The organism is Clostridium pabulibutyricum (assembly GCF_058242705.1).
Genome location: NZ_JBZAYZ010000017.1, coordinates 35,090 through 49,057, shown reverse-complemented (window position 1 = coordinate 49,057; position 13,968 = coordinate 35,090). Strand labels below are relative to the sequence as shown.

At 35.5% G+C, this 13,968-nt stretch carries 14 protein-coding genes; 9 read left to right on the top strand and 5 right to left on the bottom strand.

Features of this window, described 5'->3' with window-relative positions:
* Window positions 1-83 precede the first annotated feature (83 nt).
* Window positions 84-1,778 (top strand): ABC-ATPase domain-containing protein, encoded by a 1,695-nt coding sequence (locus tag AC4CVH_RS14520; protein ID WP_490788458.1) that lies wholly within the window; start codon window positions 84-86, stop codon window positions 1,776-1,778.
* A gap of 4 nt (window positions 1,779-1,782) precedes the next feature.
* Here the strand turns inward: AC4CVH_RS14520 and AC4CVH_RS14515 are convergent, their stop codons facing one another.
* From AC4CVH_RS14515 to AC4CVH_RS14495, 5 genes are all read right to left on the bottom strand, one after another.
* The gene (locus AC4CVH_RS14515) at window positions 1,783-3,024 is read right to left on the bottom strand and encodes an ABC transporter permease subunit (protein WP_490788457.1); all 1,242 of its coding nucleotides are present in this window, start codon (window positions 3,022-3,024) and stop codon (window positions 1,783-1,785) included.
* A 7-nt stretch (window positions 3,025-3,031) separates the two neighbouring features.
* Complete coding sequence (locus tag AC4CVH_RS14510) at window positions 3,032-3,916, bottom strand: ABC transporter ATP-binding protein (protein WP_490788456.1); 885 nt, start codon at window positions 3,914-3,916, stop codon at window positions 3,032-3,034.
* Window positions 3,917-3,939: 23 nt separating this feature from the next.
* Window positions 3,940-4,728: a hypothetical protein gene (locus AC4CVH_RS14505; protein WP_490788455.1), complete on the bottom strand. Its 789-nt coding sequence runs from the start codon at window positions 4,726-4,728 to the stop codon at window positions 3,940-3,942.
* Window positions 4,725-5,252: an RNA polymerase sigma factor gene (locus AC4CVH_RS14500; protein ID WP_490788454.1), complete on the bottom strand. Its 528-nt coding sequence runs from the start codon at window positions 5,250-5,252 to the stop codon at window positions 4,725-4,727. The genes AC4CVH_RS14505 and AC4CVH_RS14500 overlap by 4 nt, the downstream gene beginning before the upstream one ends.
* Window positions 5,253-5,424: 172 nt before the next feature.
* Entirely contained in the window at window positions 5,425-6,105 is a 681-nt protein-coding gene (locus AC4CVH_RS14495; RefSeq protein WP_490788453.1) for a class I SAM-dependent methyltransferase, read from the bottom strand.
* Between the two features lie 227 nt (window positions 6,106-6,332).
* Between AC4CVH_RS14495 and AC4CVH_RS14490 the strand changes: the two genes are divergently transcribed.
* The 8 genes from AC4CVH_RS14490 (at window position 6,333) to AC4CVH_RS14455 (ending at window position 13,836) form a co-directional block, all read left to right on the top strand.
* Entirely contained in the window at window positions 6,333-7,025 is a 693-nt protein-coding gene (locus AC4CVH_RS14490) for a response regulator transcription factor (protein ID WP_490788452.1), read from the top strand.
* A gap of 1 nt (window position 7,026) precedes the next feature.
* Window positions 7,027-7,953, top strand: a complete 927-nt coding sequence (locus AC4CVH_RS14485; protein WP_490788474.1) for a sensor histidine kinase — start codon at window positions 7,027-7,029, stop codon at window positions 7,951-7,953.
* Window positions 7,954-8,078: 125 nt separating this feature from the next.
* Window positions 8,079-9,002 (top strand): ABC transporter ATP-binding protein, encoded by a 924-nt coding sequence (locus AC4CVH_RS14480; RefSeq protein WP_490788451.1) that lies wholly within the window; start codon window positions 8,079-8,081, stop codon window positions 9,000-9,002.
* A complete protein-coding gene (locus tag AC4CVH_RS14475) occupies window positions 8,986-9,777 on the top strand; it encodes an ABC transporter permease (protein ID WP_490788450.1) in 792 nt (263 codons plus the stop codon). The genes AC4CVH_RS14480 and AC4CVH_RS14475 overlap by 17 nt, the downstream gene beginning before the upstream one ends.
* A 14-nt stretch (window positions 9,778-9,791) precedes the next feature.
* The gene (locus AC4CVH_RS14470; RefSeq protein WP_490788449.1) at window positions 9,792-10,607 is read left to right on the top strand and encodes an ABC transporter permease; all 816 of its coding nucleotides are present in this window, start codon (window positions 9,792-9,794) and stop codon (window positions 10,605-10,607) included.
* A 28-nt stretch (window positions 10,608-10,635) separates the two neighbouring features.
* Complete coding sequence (locus AC4CVH_RS14465) at window positions 10,636-10,899, top strand: hypothetical protein (RefSeq protein ID WP_490788448.1); 264 nt, start codon at window positions 10,636-10,638, stop codon at window positions 10,897-10,899.
* Between the two features lie 128 nt (window positions 10,900-11,027).
* Window positions 11,028-12,122, top strand: coding sequence for a helix-turn-helix domain-containing protein (locus AC4CVH_RS14460; RefSeq protein WP_490788447.1), 1,095 nt, complete (start codon window positions 11,028-11,030; stop codon window positions 12,120-12,122).
* The gene (locus AC4CVH_RS14455; RefSeq protein ID WP_490788446.1) at window positions 12,112-13,836 is read left to right on the top strand and encodes an ABC transporter ATP-binding protein; all 1,725 of its coding nucleotides are present in this window, start codon (window positions 12,112-12,114) and stop codon (window positions 13,834-13,836) included. The genes AC4CVH_RS14460 and AC4CVH_RS14455 overlap by 11 nt, the downstream gene beginning before the upstream one ends.
* Window positions 13,837-13,968: the final 132 nt, after the last annotated feature.

Below are 13,968 nucleotides of genomic sequence, written 5' to 3'. Positions count from 1 at the left end.
TTTAATTAAAATTTATTGCAAACAGAATAATCTAGGGTTTATACTTTTATATGATTAAAATATAAACTATGGAGGATATATTTGTGAAAAACTACAGCGAACTCAAAAAACTATTATTATCAATAGATGGAAGAGGATATTCCTCTTATAAAAAATTAACGGGAGAATATAATTTTGAAAAATACATTCTTTCAATAGAGCACATTCAGTCAGATCCCTTTGCCCCACCATCAAGGTGCAAAATAACAATGTCCTTAAAAGAAAGCGAAATTCCCCGCGACTTTATAGATTCAAAACTGAAAATTACAGCTGTCTGTGATTTTCTAACAAGGACCTTCGAAAGGAACATAAAGAACAGCCATGCAGTTACAAAAGCATCCGGCAAAAGCGGTTCAATAAGTATAGATCACTGTGGTCAGGAAATTCTTCAAAGAACGTCGACTTTAATATCAAATAACACTATTGAAACAAGATTTGAACTTGGAATGCCAGCCTCAGGAAGAAAAGTTCTTGGAAAACTTGCAGATAAAATTTTTAATGAAATACTTCCTTTTATTATAGATAAATCGTTGATCATGAAAAATATAGACAAAGCCGGCCTCGAACAGCAAATACAGCTCGTACTGGATCAGAATTATATAAGACACACGTTAAAAGAAAAAAAGCTTGTTGCATTCATTGCAAATGGCTCTGTGCTTCCTCGTCAAAACGGAATATCAGATACACCTTTAAAAGATGCAGTATCCTTCAAAAGCCCTCAAAATTTAGAAGTTGAATTTAACCTGCCAAGCCATAAAACTATTCGTGGAATGGGCATTCCAGAAGGCATAACCTTGATAGTCGGAGGAGGATATCACGGAAAATCCACCCTTTTAAGAGCCCTTGAACTTGGAATCTACGATCATATAAAAAATGATGGACGGGAATTTGTGATTACACGTGATGACGCTGTAAAAATACGGGCTGAAGACGGCAGATCTATAGAAAAGGTAAATATATCTCCATTTATAAATAATCTTCCAAACAATAAAGACACAAGCAAATTTTCCACTGAAAATGCAAGCGGTAGCACCTCCCAGGCTGCAAATGTAATAGAGGCTCTTGAAGCGAAAAGCAGACTCCTTTTAATAGATGAAGATACTTCTGCAACAAATTTCATGATACGCGATGAAAAAATGCAGCAACTTGTAAAAAAAGACAAAGAACCCATTACCCCGTTTATTAAAAGAATAAAACAGATGTATAGTGAAAACAATGTATCAGCTATACTCGTAATGGGTGGATCTGGAGACTACTTTAATGTGGCGGATCACGTTATAATGATGGATGAATATATTCCAAAGGATGTAACTAAACGGGCAAAAGAAATTATATCATCTGACCCGGCACCTGAAATAACCGCAGACGATATAAAATTTACCACAAATTCAAACAGGGTCATAGCAAAAATACCTCTCGGTCCAAGGGACAGAATAAAATCAAAGGGAAAATATTCTATACTATGTGGAAAGTCTCAAATAGAACTTGCAGGACTTGAACAGTTATGTACTGCCAGCCAGACAAACTGCACTGCAGCCATGCTGCAATTTCTAATTAAAAATGTAATTGACGGCACAAAGCCTATTTACAAATGCATAGATGAACTGCTTATCAAAATAGAAAAATCCGGATTCAGTTTGCTTGCCCCCTACACCTCTCATCCCGGATTCATGGCTCTTCCAAGAAAATACGAAGTATGTGCTGCCATAAACCGCTATAGAAACCTTAAAATAAGGTAGTTCTTTACACCGCCTGATGTTTACAGTAACCTCTCACTGAAAGGAGAAAAAATAGAGGTATTTCTATAACTGATGCACTTATAATAAGATATGGTGACCAAATACTAAAATTACCTATAGTAATAAAATTTAAATCCTTTATCTGGTGGTAAAAATTATTTGTAATGCCAATCCCGCCAGATGGGAGGATACTTCCAAGTAAACTTGTTAAATTCCCATTCCAGTGTGTAATTGTAAAAAAAATATCAGGAAATATAAAAATTGCAATTGCAATTATAAGTGTAGTCGTGGAATTACTTGATACAGAAGATAAGAACATGGTAAAACATAAAACAGCAAAGACGTTGATAAATCCTGCCAGAATAACAAATTCTCCTGCTTGTCCTATAGTCATTGGAAGAATGCTAAACGGCATAAACATTTGTATAGAACTCTTTAGACTTTCCATACCATAGGCATGTTCTATTATAATTAAATAAGTAGAAATACAAATAACAAACAAAATAAAATCTATAAGTACTGAGGCACATATTTTACTTAATCCAAGACGGCCGCGTCCATACTTGGTACATCTTAAAATATCATCTGAACCGGTTTGATACTCTCCTGAAAAAATAGGTGAATTCATAAAAATGCAAAGAATAGCTAAAATTAAACTAAGAAAGTCAATATCAGTAAAACCTCTTGTACTCTGTATTCCACCTTTATAAATAAATGGAGTTTTTACACTGGCATTTTGCGTCAAAGCTTTACTCTGTGCAGCTACGTTGTTCGGATACTTCACCAGTAATTTATTTTTTAATACCTCATTTCTATTGGAATAAATATTTGTAATATCATTTGGATAAACATTTTTCAATCCTTCAAATATATTTGAATCATCCCCTGAATAAACACTTGTAATCAAATTAAGATGCATCCATCTTGGAATTATTTCTTTGCAGAATAAATTATACGGAATATCATTTCCATATTGTTTGACCAGGCTGTGAAACACCTCCAAATCTGACTGCAAATCTTCTACAGTAACTTCGCCTTCAAAAGGTTTCGCTTGTTTTTTGTTTGCCTTAATTGCTGATATTCCAGTGATTTTTTCCATACTATTGTTTTTGCCTGCATACTCATATTCATTACTTGAAATTGTTGAAAAGGAAAGTGCAATAGACAATATAACTCCAATGGCTATGGAAATCCACACAGCACGTGTTTTTACAAGACGCTTAAGCTCTAAAATAAATATTCTCATGTATATCCTATCTCCTTTGCCTATTTTGTGATTCTTCTGAAAAATAGGAAAGATACAAGTCCTCAAGAGTTGGCTGAACCTGTATTGCATTTTTATCAGGTTTATTCTTTGAAACTATACGTAAAATATCCTGATCTTGTCCATGCCTCAAGTTCGAAATAGTATATTGTGCTCTTAACGTTTCTGCCTGTCCTGTTTCCACCTTTGACTCCCATACGCATCCATTAACGGCTAAAATTATTTCACTTGGCTGACCTTTATTAATAATTCTTCCATCTTTCATCATCAAAATTGTATCTGCGATATATTCCACATCAGACACTATGTGTGTTGAGAGGATCACGATTTTATCCCTGGAAATCTGTGATATCAAATTTCTAAAATGAACACGTTCTTTTGGATCAAGACCTGCAGTTGGTTCATCAAGGACAAGTATTCCAGGATCATTTAAAAGAGCCTGTGCAATACCAAGTCTCCGTTTCATGCCTCCTGAAAATGTCTTTATTTTTTTCTTGGATACACTTTCAAGAGACACAAGTTCTAAAAGCTCATTTGAACGAACTTTTGCAGCTTCCGCACTTAAACCCTTTAATGCAGCTACATACATCAAATAGTCAGCAGCCGTAAATCCAGGATAATACCCAAAATTTTGCGGAAGATAGCCAAGGATTTCCCTATAACTCTCACCCATGGAAACAGTATTCTTGCCATCCAGAAGAATATCTCCCGAGGTAGGATTCAAAATTCCACAGGTCATACGCATAAGTGTAGTCTTTCCAGCTCCATTTGCACCTAAAAGCCCGTATATGCCAGATGTAAGAGTCACAGATATAGAATCTACCGCCTTTTTATCTTTATACTGTTTTGTTACATTACTAAATGTAAGCTTCATGATTATTCCCTCCTTAAACCTATTTACCACCTTATAGAAATTGTGTGTTCTTTCTCTAAATCACCAGCAAAACCTTTAAAATACTTTATAACCGCTGACGCAAAATAAAAAGTGGTAATTAAAAACATTATTAACCAAACTCCCTGGGATACCGTCTCATAATAACTTTTTACAAAAGACAACCATCCGAAAACAGCCATACACAAAAAGCAGATTATTCCACAGTAATATCCACCCTGTCTGCTTTTTACATGATTCATCACAGTAATACATCCACAACAGGTAACATTAAATGGCACAACAAGATACAATATCATTCTAAAAATAAATACACTGTCATTATGAAAAGCAGATACTGCAAGAATTATTGTAAGACAAAATAAATCCACAAAGCCAAGAATAATCATTCTGGCTGCAATCAATTTTCTCATAGAAAAACGAGTACATAACTCAATTTCCTCCATATCATGAGCATAACTCTTCAAAAGTTCTGGAAACCCAACAAAAGCAATCATTGGAGCCGCAAGTGAGAAAAGCACTACAATATTTTTCAGGTTATCTCCTTCAAAATTATTTTGTGAAATTAAAACAAGAAATCCTATTAAAATCATAGCCTGTATTATCCAGATCCAACCTCCAATAAACCGAACCTGCATACGTATGAAGTCCCCAAAATCAATTCTTCTTGAAAAAAAGTTTCCTTTGTATGCTTCTATTGAAACCTTTATAGTCTCCTGAAGTTTATGTCTGTCATAGTCCGGAACCGAAAATTGCTTAAGTGTTTCATGCATCTTTTCATCATTAATCTTCATATCCAATCCTCCTTTGACAGCAGTGTGCTTAAAATTTTAAGACCCCTACCAAGACGATATTTTGTAACAGACAATCCAGAATTCATAATTTTAGCAATGTCTTTTAACTTAAAATCATGATAAAATCTAAGCAAAATGACATCTTTTTGTTCCTCGGGTAATTGATTTAAGGCAGCTTCAACAGAACCTTCAGTCTCAAACTTGTTCTCTAAAGTATTATTTCCATAGGAATCTCCTATTTCAATATTTTCTACAGGAATTGGAGTCTTTTTACGAGATTCATTTATGCATAGATTATGGGCTATCACATATAAATAATTTTTGCATTTTCCCCTTTCAGTATAATTTTTGAAATTGCGGCAAAAGCTGAGAAACACATCCTGCGTGATATCTTGAGCATTTTCCTTGTTACAAAGCCTTCTGTAACAATAGGAATAAATATCATTATAATATTTCAAGATAAGTTCGTTTAATGCTTCCGTATCCCCGGATTTTATCTTTTTAACAAGTTTTTTATCCTCCACTGCCAAACTCCTCCCCTACCCATACACTTTATATAACATCCTAGCTTAAAAAAAGTCAGTATGACTTTATTCTTTTATAATAAACAGTCACATATTTTTTGCAAATAAACAAAAATAAATGCCGGCCATTTATTTGGTCGCATTTATTTTACTTTTTGCTAAAGTTATTAAATTATTTTCTCAATAATAATCTAAAACAATATAATCCACCTGATACTTTAGAATATATAGCATTATGACATATATCACAATTAATTGAATCCACAAATTTAAATCCTGCCTTTTTTAATTTACTAGTTAATAAATTCAAATCAACTGTTGGATAATCAACCGTTAATACAAGTAAGCCATCTTTTTTTAAAACCCTGTAAAACTCATTTATTCCATTTTCCTTATCATGATCTGAAAGGTGCTCAAGTACTGAAATACAATAAATTTTATCAAACTTATTATCCCCATAGGGAAGGTTTGTCAGGTTGCTATTCGAAAAATTTATTTTACTTATATAATTTGCAGCTTTCTTGACATCTTCTTCATCAAAACATTTCCCAACTTCTGATAAAATTTTATTTTCATCCAAAATATCAGTATCAATATCACAGGCATACACATTTTTACATACACTTGCTAAATAAAATTTAAAAGGATGAGGAATTCCACAAGCTGCATCAAGACAGGTATCATTTTTCTCCAAAAAATTTGATGCCCAGGCATATTCATAACCTCTGCTCCACCAATAATTAGGAAATTTCAAGAGACATTCTGTTTTTTTCTCATCTGTATTAACTATAAATCTTGAAGATTTTATTTCAGGGTTATTTTTTCCAATATAAGCATTACATTTTTTATACATGTTCACACGCTCCGTACTGTGACTTTATTTTATTAAACGGTATCTTCATTATAATTTTCTTTATTTATAAAAAAGGGTATCATATAAATATACATTAAAATTGCCACCTCATTTATATAGATTCTAAAACATTATATGAGATCGTAATAATTTTGGTTAACTATTACATACATATCTACGTTATATTATTATCTTTAAACCTTAATTATAACATAAGGAGGTCGAAATTGAATTATAATATCTTAATAATTGACGATGACAAAGAGTTATGCATCCTCATTAAAGAAAGTATATTAAAAGAAAAAATAAATGCCGACTACTGCTATTCCGGCACGGACGGACTTGCAATGCTTGAAAAGAATGATTACCAGCTTATTCTTTTAGATGTAATGATGCCTGGAATGGATGGCTTTCAAACGATGGAAAAAATAAGATCGCAAAGCAGTCTTCCTATTCTCATGCTGACTTCTAAAAGTGACAGTACGTCAAAAGTACACGGACTTCGATCCGGTGCAGACGACTACTTGACAAAGCCCTTTGATATGGAAGAACTAATTGCACGAATAATTTCACTTATACGGAGATACACACGTTTTAATGCGTCAGGCAGCCCTTCCTCTCTTACCTATAAAGGGCTAGACATAGACCTCGACAACCGAAGTGTTACCACGAAAAACGGCACCTTCGAGCTGCCTCCAAAAGAATTTGGCCTGCTGCTCTTTTGTGCAAAAAATCAAGGCAAGATTCTAACCAAACAACAGATTTACGAAGAGGTATGGGGAGAACCTTATGTTTATGACGACAGCAACATTATGGCAATTATAAGCAGGCTGCGTAAAAAGATCGAACCTAGCTCAAGTAAACCATTTTATATCCAGACGATAAAGGGAATTGGCTATCGTTTCAATAGAGAGGTGTAGTATAATGCTCGTATACATAATTTTAGTAACATTATTTTTCCTTTCGTTTTTATCCAGCATAATTTACTTTACAAAACTAATAGGTGTAAAACGTCAGCTCAAGGATATGACAAATATCCTCGTCGATATTCAAAGCGGAAACGGAAGCCGAAGAATCCTTGCTTCAAACAGTGAACTGACTGCAGACCTTTCCTATAAAATAAACGAAATTATCTATTCCTACGAAGAGCAGCTTTCAAAGCTTAAATCTGCAGATGAAAACAACCGCCAGCTTATGACAAGCCTTTCTCATGATGTAAGAACACCACTTACTACTCTCATTGGCTATCTGGATGCCGTTCATAGAGGAGTCATAACGGGGAAAAGTCAACATGATTATATTGAAACTGCAAGACGCAAAGCACATGATCTAAAGGAATACATCGATGTTTTATTTGATTGGTTTAAACTTAACTCCAGTGAATTCTCCCTGTCTGTAGAACAGATAGAACTTGCAGAACTGACTCGAAATATACTGAAAGACTGGATTCCCATTTTCGAAGAAAAGCATCTTGATTATGAAATCGAACTCCCTGAAAAACCACTGCAGGCAAAAGTAGATTGTGATGGGTATTCACGCATTATAAACAACTTAATCCAAAACGTAATCACCCACAGTCAAGCTACACAAATTCAAATTCACATGTCAAAAAAAGAAGCGGAAATTCAAATTGTGGTGCAGGATAATGGCTCAGGCATTGAAAAGTCACACCTGAAACACATCTTCGAAAGACTTTACAAATGTGACACAGGAAGATCCAATAAAGGAAGTGGCCTAGGATTATCCATTGTCCAGCAAATGACAAAAAAAATGAACGGCAAAATCACTGTACAAAGTGAATTAAATAAATACACTATTTTTACCCTTTTATTTCCTTTATGTAATTGATAAAATCCCTGTCTTACAGCAGGGATTTATTTTATATGAATTGCAAGGTTTTTGCAAGGCTTTCACAAGGTTTTTGCAAGATTGATATGATAGACTAATTTTAACAAGAAAAGGAGGTTACTAATTTGAGTGATTTTATAATTGAAACAATAAATCTTACTAAACAATATGGAGAACAAAAAAGCGTTGCAAATCTTAATATACATGTAAAAAAAGGTCGTATTTATGGCCTGCTCGGCAGAAACGGAGCTGGAAAAACGACTACCATGAAAATTCTCTTAAGTCTAACAAAACCTACTTCCGGAGAAGTTAAAATTTTTGGTAAAAATATTCAGGGAAATGAAAGAAAAATTCTTCCCCGCATAGGCAGCTTGATTGAGGGACCAGGTTTCTATCCAAACCTTACAGGCACAGAAAATCTTAAAATATTTGCCGAACTCCGTGGCGTTTCCAAGCGCAACGCTGTAAAAGAAGCACTGGATGTTGTAGGGCTCCCCTTTAAAGACAAAAAACTGTTTTCTAATTATTCTCTTGGCATGAAACAGCGCCTTGCCATTGCACTAGCTATTATGCACGATCCTGAACTGTTGATTTTAGACGAACCAATCAATGGCCTCGATCCTATTGGAATTGCCGAAGTACGTTCATTTATCAGGAATCTTTGTTATGTAAAAGGGAAAACCATTTTGATATCCAGCCATATTCTATCAGAAATATCCCTACTTGCAGATGATATTGGAATAATTGACCATGGCGTATTGCTCGAAGAAGAAAGCCTTGCCACGCTGGAAAAAAATAATCATAAATACATTCACTTTATTGTTTCCGACACAGCACAGGCCGGCAGGATTATAGAAGAAACTTTTGGAATAAAAAAATTTACAATTGAAGATGATCACAGTCTTCGTATATACGACAATACTTTATCTGCAGCATCACTAAATCGAGCGTTTATTGAAAGTGGATTGGAAGTATCCGAAGCGCACACCTGTGAAGATACCCTGGAAGACTATTTTAAGCGTATAACCGGAGGTGAAGGAATTGCGTAACCTGATTCTCTGCGAATTTAAAAAATTGAAGCGAAAGAAAATTTTTTCTCTTGCCCTGCTGGCTTCTTTTATTTTTCCTATTTTGGGTTCAGCTTTAGTTTCAGGAGTATCAAATGTGAATTTTTCCGATATGATAAGCTTCGTTCGTGAGGACAGCGGCTTTTTACTGCTGATGCCCCTGCTGGTTATCCTGGCCTCCAGCCTGTTTTTCTCGGAACATGACAATGACACTCTAAAAAATCTGCTTTGCATCCCCGTGTCAAAAAATCGTCTTGTGCTTGCAAAGCTTCTGGTACTGCTTATATTTTCAACAGCATTTCAAATTGTTGGATTTACCATCTGTGCAGTAATAACATCCATGCATCATATTCCGCTTGTAAATCTTCCTTTTGAATTCGTATTGACAGCAGCTACGGGAATACTTCTATGGGCAGCTGCGCTTCCATGCATTGTTTTCGTTGTCTGGTTCAACAAAAGCTATGTTCTTTCTGTAATTATTGTGTTCTTCTACACACTTCTGAATTATGCCATGCATTTAAGCAACACGATTTTGACGCAGCCTCTAGGATTCAATGTTGGAACATTCATGCCAATTCCAATCATTTTCCGCTGGTTGTATCAGTTCAGTACTCCGGTTGGCAAAATTCAAACGGAATTTTATAATCATTTCAGCCAGCATTTTGTATCTACACCGGTATGCTTCTGCATACTTCTTATGGAAGCGGCGTTTTGTATATTTTTGATGATTCGCATCTATGAGCACAGAGAAATATAAAAGGGGGAATAGCTATGATGCTAAGCATTATAAAAACTGAATTTAAAAAATTAAAACGGCTTCATATTTTAATTATAGGCTTTGTCGGTATGGTTTTTCCAACAATCCTGTCCATATTTACACAAGCAGTTATTACCGAAGAAGGCAAGGTACAGAATTTTGATTTTACAGCCCTCATGAGCAGCTCCATCTGGAACAGCACTACAATTTTCATGCCTGTAATTTTTACACTGATCGGCGGGTATTTGATTAGCAGGGAATATACGGATAATACTTTGAAAAACATTCTGCCTGTTCCAATAAGCTTTCAAAGTCTGCTGCTTGGAAAATTGCTGACAATGGGAATCTTAAGTATAATACTAGGACTTTACAGTTATACGGTAACGCTGATTGTAGGAACATTGTATGGAATTTCAGGTTTAAGCATTGCTGTTTTGCTCACAAGCCTTCTACAAACACTTGGAATGTCAGTTTTCACATACATCGCCATTTTACCAATCGTTGCTTTTACAAGCAGGAAACCAGGAATTTTCATGGGAGGTGTTATTGTATCCTTTCTACTCGGATATAGTTCCATGTTTATTAAAAATATCACTATGCGCAGCCTGTACCCGATTCTAGCCGGCTTTACGCTTGTTAGATTTGATACAGGAACATTCATGAATACTTCCGGATTTGGAAATCTTACTTTGTCTATTTTGTCCCTCTGCGTCATGCTTTTGCTTACGTTCTCAATTGTTATGTTGACAAATCCCCTGAAATCAACCACTAGCCATAAGAAACGAAAAACAGCAGGCATATTTCTGAGAAATGGACAAAAACGATACTAATTTTTAAATGGAAAGGTGGTACATCCACATGAAAAATAAAATATTAAGTACAATTGCATTGATAACCATTTTGATTCCTTTTACAATAGTCTTCTTTTGGAGTCCTACTGATCCAAATGCCACTGCTGTCATAATCGGCTACTGCATCCTTATTTTAATCAGTTTCTGCTACTCGCTTTTACTGTTTGGTGGATACAAATTAAGAGATAGCAATACAAAAATTGCTCTTGGAGTAAACAGTCTGTATCTAGTCTGCATTTTGATATTTATAGTAATTCCACGGTTTATCTAAAAAATACCAACCTGCGAAAAATTATACTAATGGTAAAAAAATAATTATACTATTTTGATTATTAGTATCTTCCATACTCTTAATTAAGCATTTATAATGATAGCAATAAACATAAAAGGAGCAGAGATATGAATATGAAAATTGGTAGAAACATTCGCATATACCGCAAGCAGCTTGGATTGACACAGGAGAAGCTTGCAGAGGCAGTAAATGTCACTGTTGGAGCCGTGTCAAAATGGGAAAGCGGTCTTTCAAATCCAGATATCGCTATGCTGCCGGAGCTGGCAGATTTATTCGAGGTATCAGTAGATGTTCTTTTGGGATATCAGCTTAATTGCAAGACAGCAAAACAAACCTCAGAGAAAATATACGAACTGCGCATGAAAAAGAAAATAGATGAGGGTAAAAAAGAGGCAAACAAAGCACTTCAGAGATATCCAAACAATTTTGATATCGTTTATCAAAGTGCTGTTTTGTTTAATTTTATCGGAGTAGAAAGATCAGATAAAGCATCAATCAAGCGCTCTTTGGATTTGTATAACAAATCCTGTGCCTTAATTTCCCAGAATACAAACGAGAAAGTCAGTGAACTATCGATTAATATCGCTATAGCAGAACTTTATATATCCATGGGGAAGATAGATTTGGCACTTACGCATTTAAAAAAGAATAATGACTGTGGAATCAACAACGAAACTATTGGAATGATTCTTTCTCAAAACGACCAGTGCGAAGAAGCATTTCCCTATCTTTCGGATGCTTTTTCTGATAATATTCTAAAATTGTTCCTATCAACATTAGGACTTTCCATCTGCCATCACAATGTTGGAAAGGAAGACTTGTCTAGAGAAGTCATTCTTTGGATGTATCATTTGTTGGATGGCTTAAAAATTCCCGGTCAGATTTCTTATCTGGACAGAATGCAAGTAATCCTGCTTACCGCCTGTGCCCAGTCAGCCACAGTAGTGAACGATACTGAAACTGCAGAGAAATACCTTAGGCGGGCATTGAACTTGGGACTACTTTGGGAAACAGAAAAGCTACTACATGGTGGGCAGGCCTACAGTATAAAAAATATAAAATTTTACTGTGGAGATGATAAAACCGCTGGAGACGGTTTTGGTGAAAATATTGTGGATGGAATTAAGAACTGCTTGTCTTTGGATAAAAAAAGCGGCACAGTTCTGATGCAGCTATGGAGGAAAATTGAAAATGAAGAATAAAACTTTTCCTACCTATCGAAGCGAATTTACAAGTAAATTTTATCAACATAATAAACTTAACCTTTGTATAGCAATCATTGGAGTGGTACTCACTTCTATTGGCACTCTGCTTACTTCCTGGATAATGCAGCAAATTATAGATGCTGCATCAGGTGTTGAAAAGAGATTTTCACTTCTGCAGCTTGCCTTTATTCTAGCAGTAATTGTAGTAGAACTGCTTATAGCTTCAGCCCTGGATTACTACGCCAGACCACGTTTTATAAAAAAGGCAATGTGTCAATATAAAGAATATGCCTTTAAGGAGCTGTCAAAGAAAAGTATCAACGCGTTTTCCAGTGAGAACACCTCATCCTACATTTCTGCATTATCAAACGACGCTTTAAGTATAGAGAATAATTATCTTTCACAGATATTGACACTGTTTGAGCAAATACTTACGTTTGCAGGTGCCTTTGCACTTATGCTGTATTATAGTCCGCTTCTGACATTAACAGCCTTTTTGCTTTCCATTATTCCGGTAATTGCTTCTCTTGTTACGGGGAATCATCTTGCTGAAAAGGAAAAAATTGTTTCCAATCGAAATGAAAGCTTCGTTGGTATGGTAAAAGATCTTTTGTCCGGATTCTCTGTAATTAAAAGCTTCAAAGCAGAGAACGAGGTTACTCGTATTTTTAGAAGAAGCAACACTGATGCAGAAGAAGCCAAGTGCAGACGACGTAGAACAGAAAGCATCATCCAGATAATAGGATTTATGGCAGGCGTATTATCTCAGTTTGGTGTATTTTTATTCGGCGCATATTTGGCAATCTCTGGCTCAGGCGTCACAGCCGGTATAGTCATTGTATTTGTTCAGCTTATGAACTATGTGCTTGCTCCAATTGCCGAGGTTCCAAGGATTCTTTCCAACAGGAAAGCAGCATACGCATTAATTGACAAACTGGCTGAAGCCGTACACATAAATTTTCGCAAAGAAGGTATTGTACTCTCTCCTGTTTTGAAGACGGGAATTGAATTGAAGAACTTCAGCTTTGGCTATGACGAAAATGCACCAGTACTTAAAAATCTCAACCTCCACTTTGAAGCTGGCAAAAGTTATGCTGTAGTAGGTGCTTCTGGAAGCGGAAAATCAACCTTGCTGAACCTACTTATGGGAAGCAGAGAAGATTATACTGGAAAAATTCTGTTTGACGGAAATGAGCTGCGTAATATCGATTCCTCTTCGCTGTATGATATTGTTTCCCTTGTACAGCAAAATGTATTTGTATTCAACAGCACTGTAGGAAATAATATTACCATGTTTAAAGAGTTTGCAAAAAAGGATGTAGAAAGAGTTGGAAAGTTGTCTGGATTGTCTGAACTTATTGCCGATAAGGGAGAAAATTATGCCTGCGGCGAAAACGGAAGTGGCTTGTCCGGAGGAGAGCGTCAGCGTATTTCCATTGCCCGCTGTCTGCTGCGTAGAACACCTGTAATGCTTGTTGACGAGGCTACAGCGGCACTGGATACTAAAACAGCCTTTTCGGTCAGCAACTCCATTCTGGACATATCGGGATTAACCCGCATTATTGTAACACATAGGCTTGAGAAAATCTTGCTTCGCAAATATGATGAGATTCTTGTTCTCAAAAACGGAATAATAGAAGAAAAGGGAACCTTTGATGAGTTGATGGAAAAGAAAAAGTTCTTCTATTCATTATTTACCGTTTCTCAGTAAAACATATCTTCTAACTGCATTTAAAATCATAAATTCCATTATCTATATACCTAAAAAGTCAGGCCGAAACAGATACAAAACTGCATCTGCTTCAGCCTGATAACTATAATTGATTCTTTTCAGCAGAGTATT

Bases quoted from the DNA above. Each gene is read 5' to 3' on its own strand.
- AC4CVH_RS14515 (WP_490788457.1), bottom strand. From the start codon at position 3,024: ATGAGAATATTTATTTTAGAGCTTAAGCGTCTTGTAAAAACACGTGCT.
- AC4CVH_RS14510 (WP_490788456.1), bottom strand. From the start codon at position 3,916: ATGAAGCTTACATTTAGTAATGTAACAAAACAGTATAAAGATAAAAAG.
- AC4CVH_RS14505 (WP_490788455.1), bottom strand. From the start codon at position 4,728: ATGAAGATTAATGATGAAAAGATGCATGAAACACTTAAGCAATTTTCG.
- AC4CVH_RS14495 (WP_490788453.1), bottom strand. From the start codon at position 6,105: ATGTATAAAAAATGTAATGCTTATATTGGAAAAAATAACCCTGAAATA.
- AC4CVH_RS14470 (WP_490788449.1), top strand. From the start codon at position 9,792: ATGATGCTAAGCATTATAAAAACTGAATTTAAAAAATTAAAACGGCTT.
- AC4CVH_RS14465 (WP_490788448.1), top strand. From the start codon at position 10,636: ATGAAAAATAAAATATTAAGTACAATTGCATTGATAACCATTTTGATT.
- AC4CVH_RS14460 (WP_490788447.1), top strand. From the start codon at position 11,028: ATGAATATGAAAATTGGTAGAAACATTCGCATATACCGCAAGCAGCTT.
- AC4CVH_RS14455 (WP_490788446.1), top strand. From the start codon at position 12,112: ATGAAGAATAAAACTTTTCCTACCTATCGAAGCGAATTTACAAGTAAA.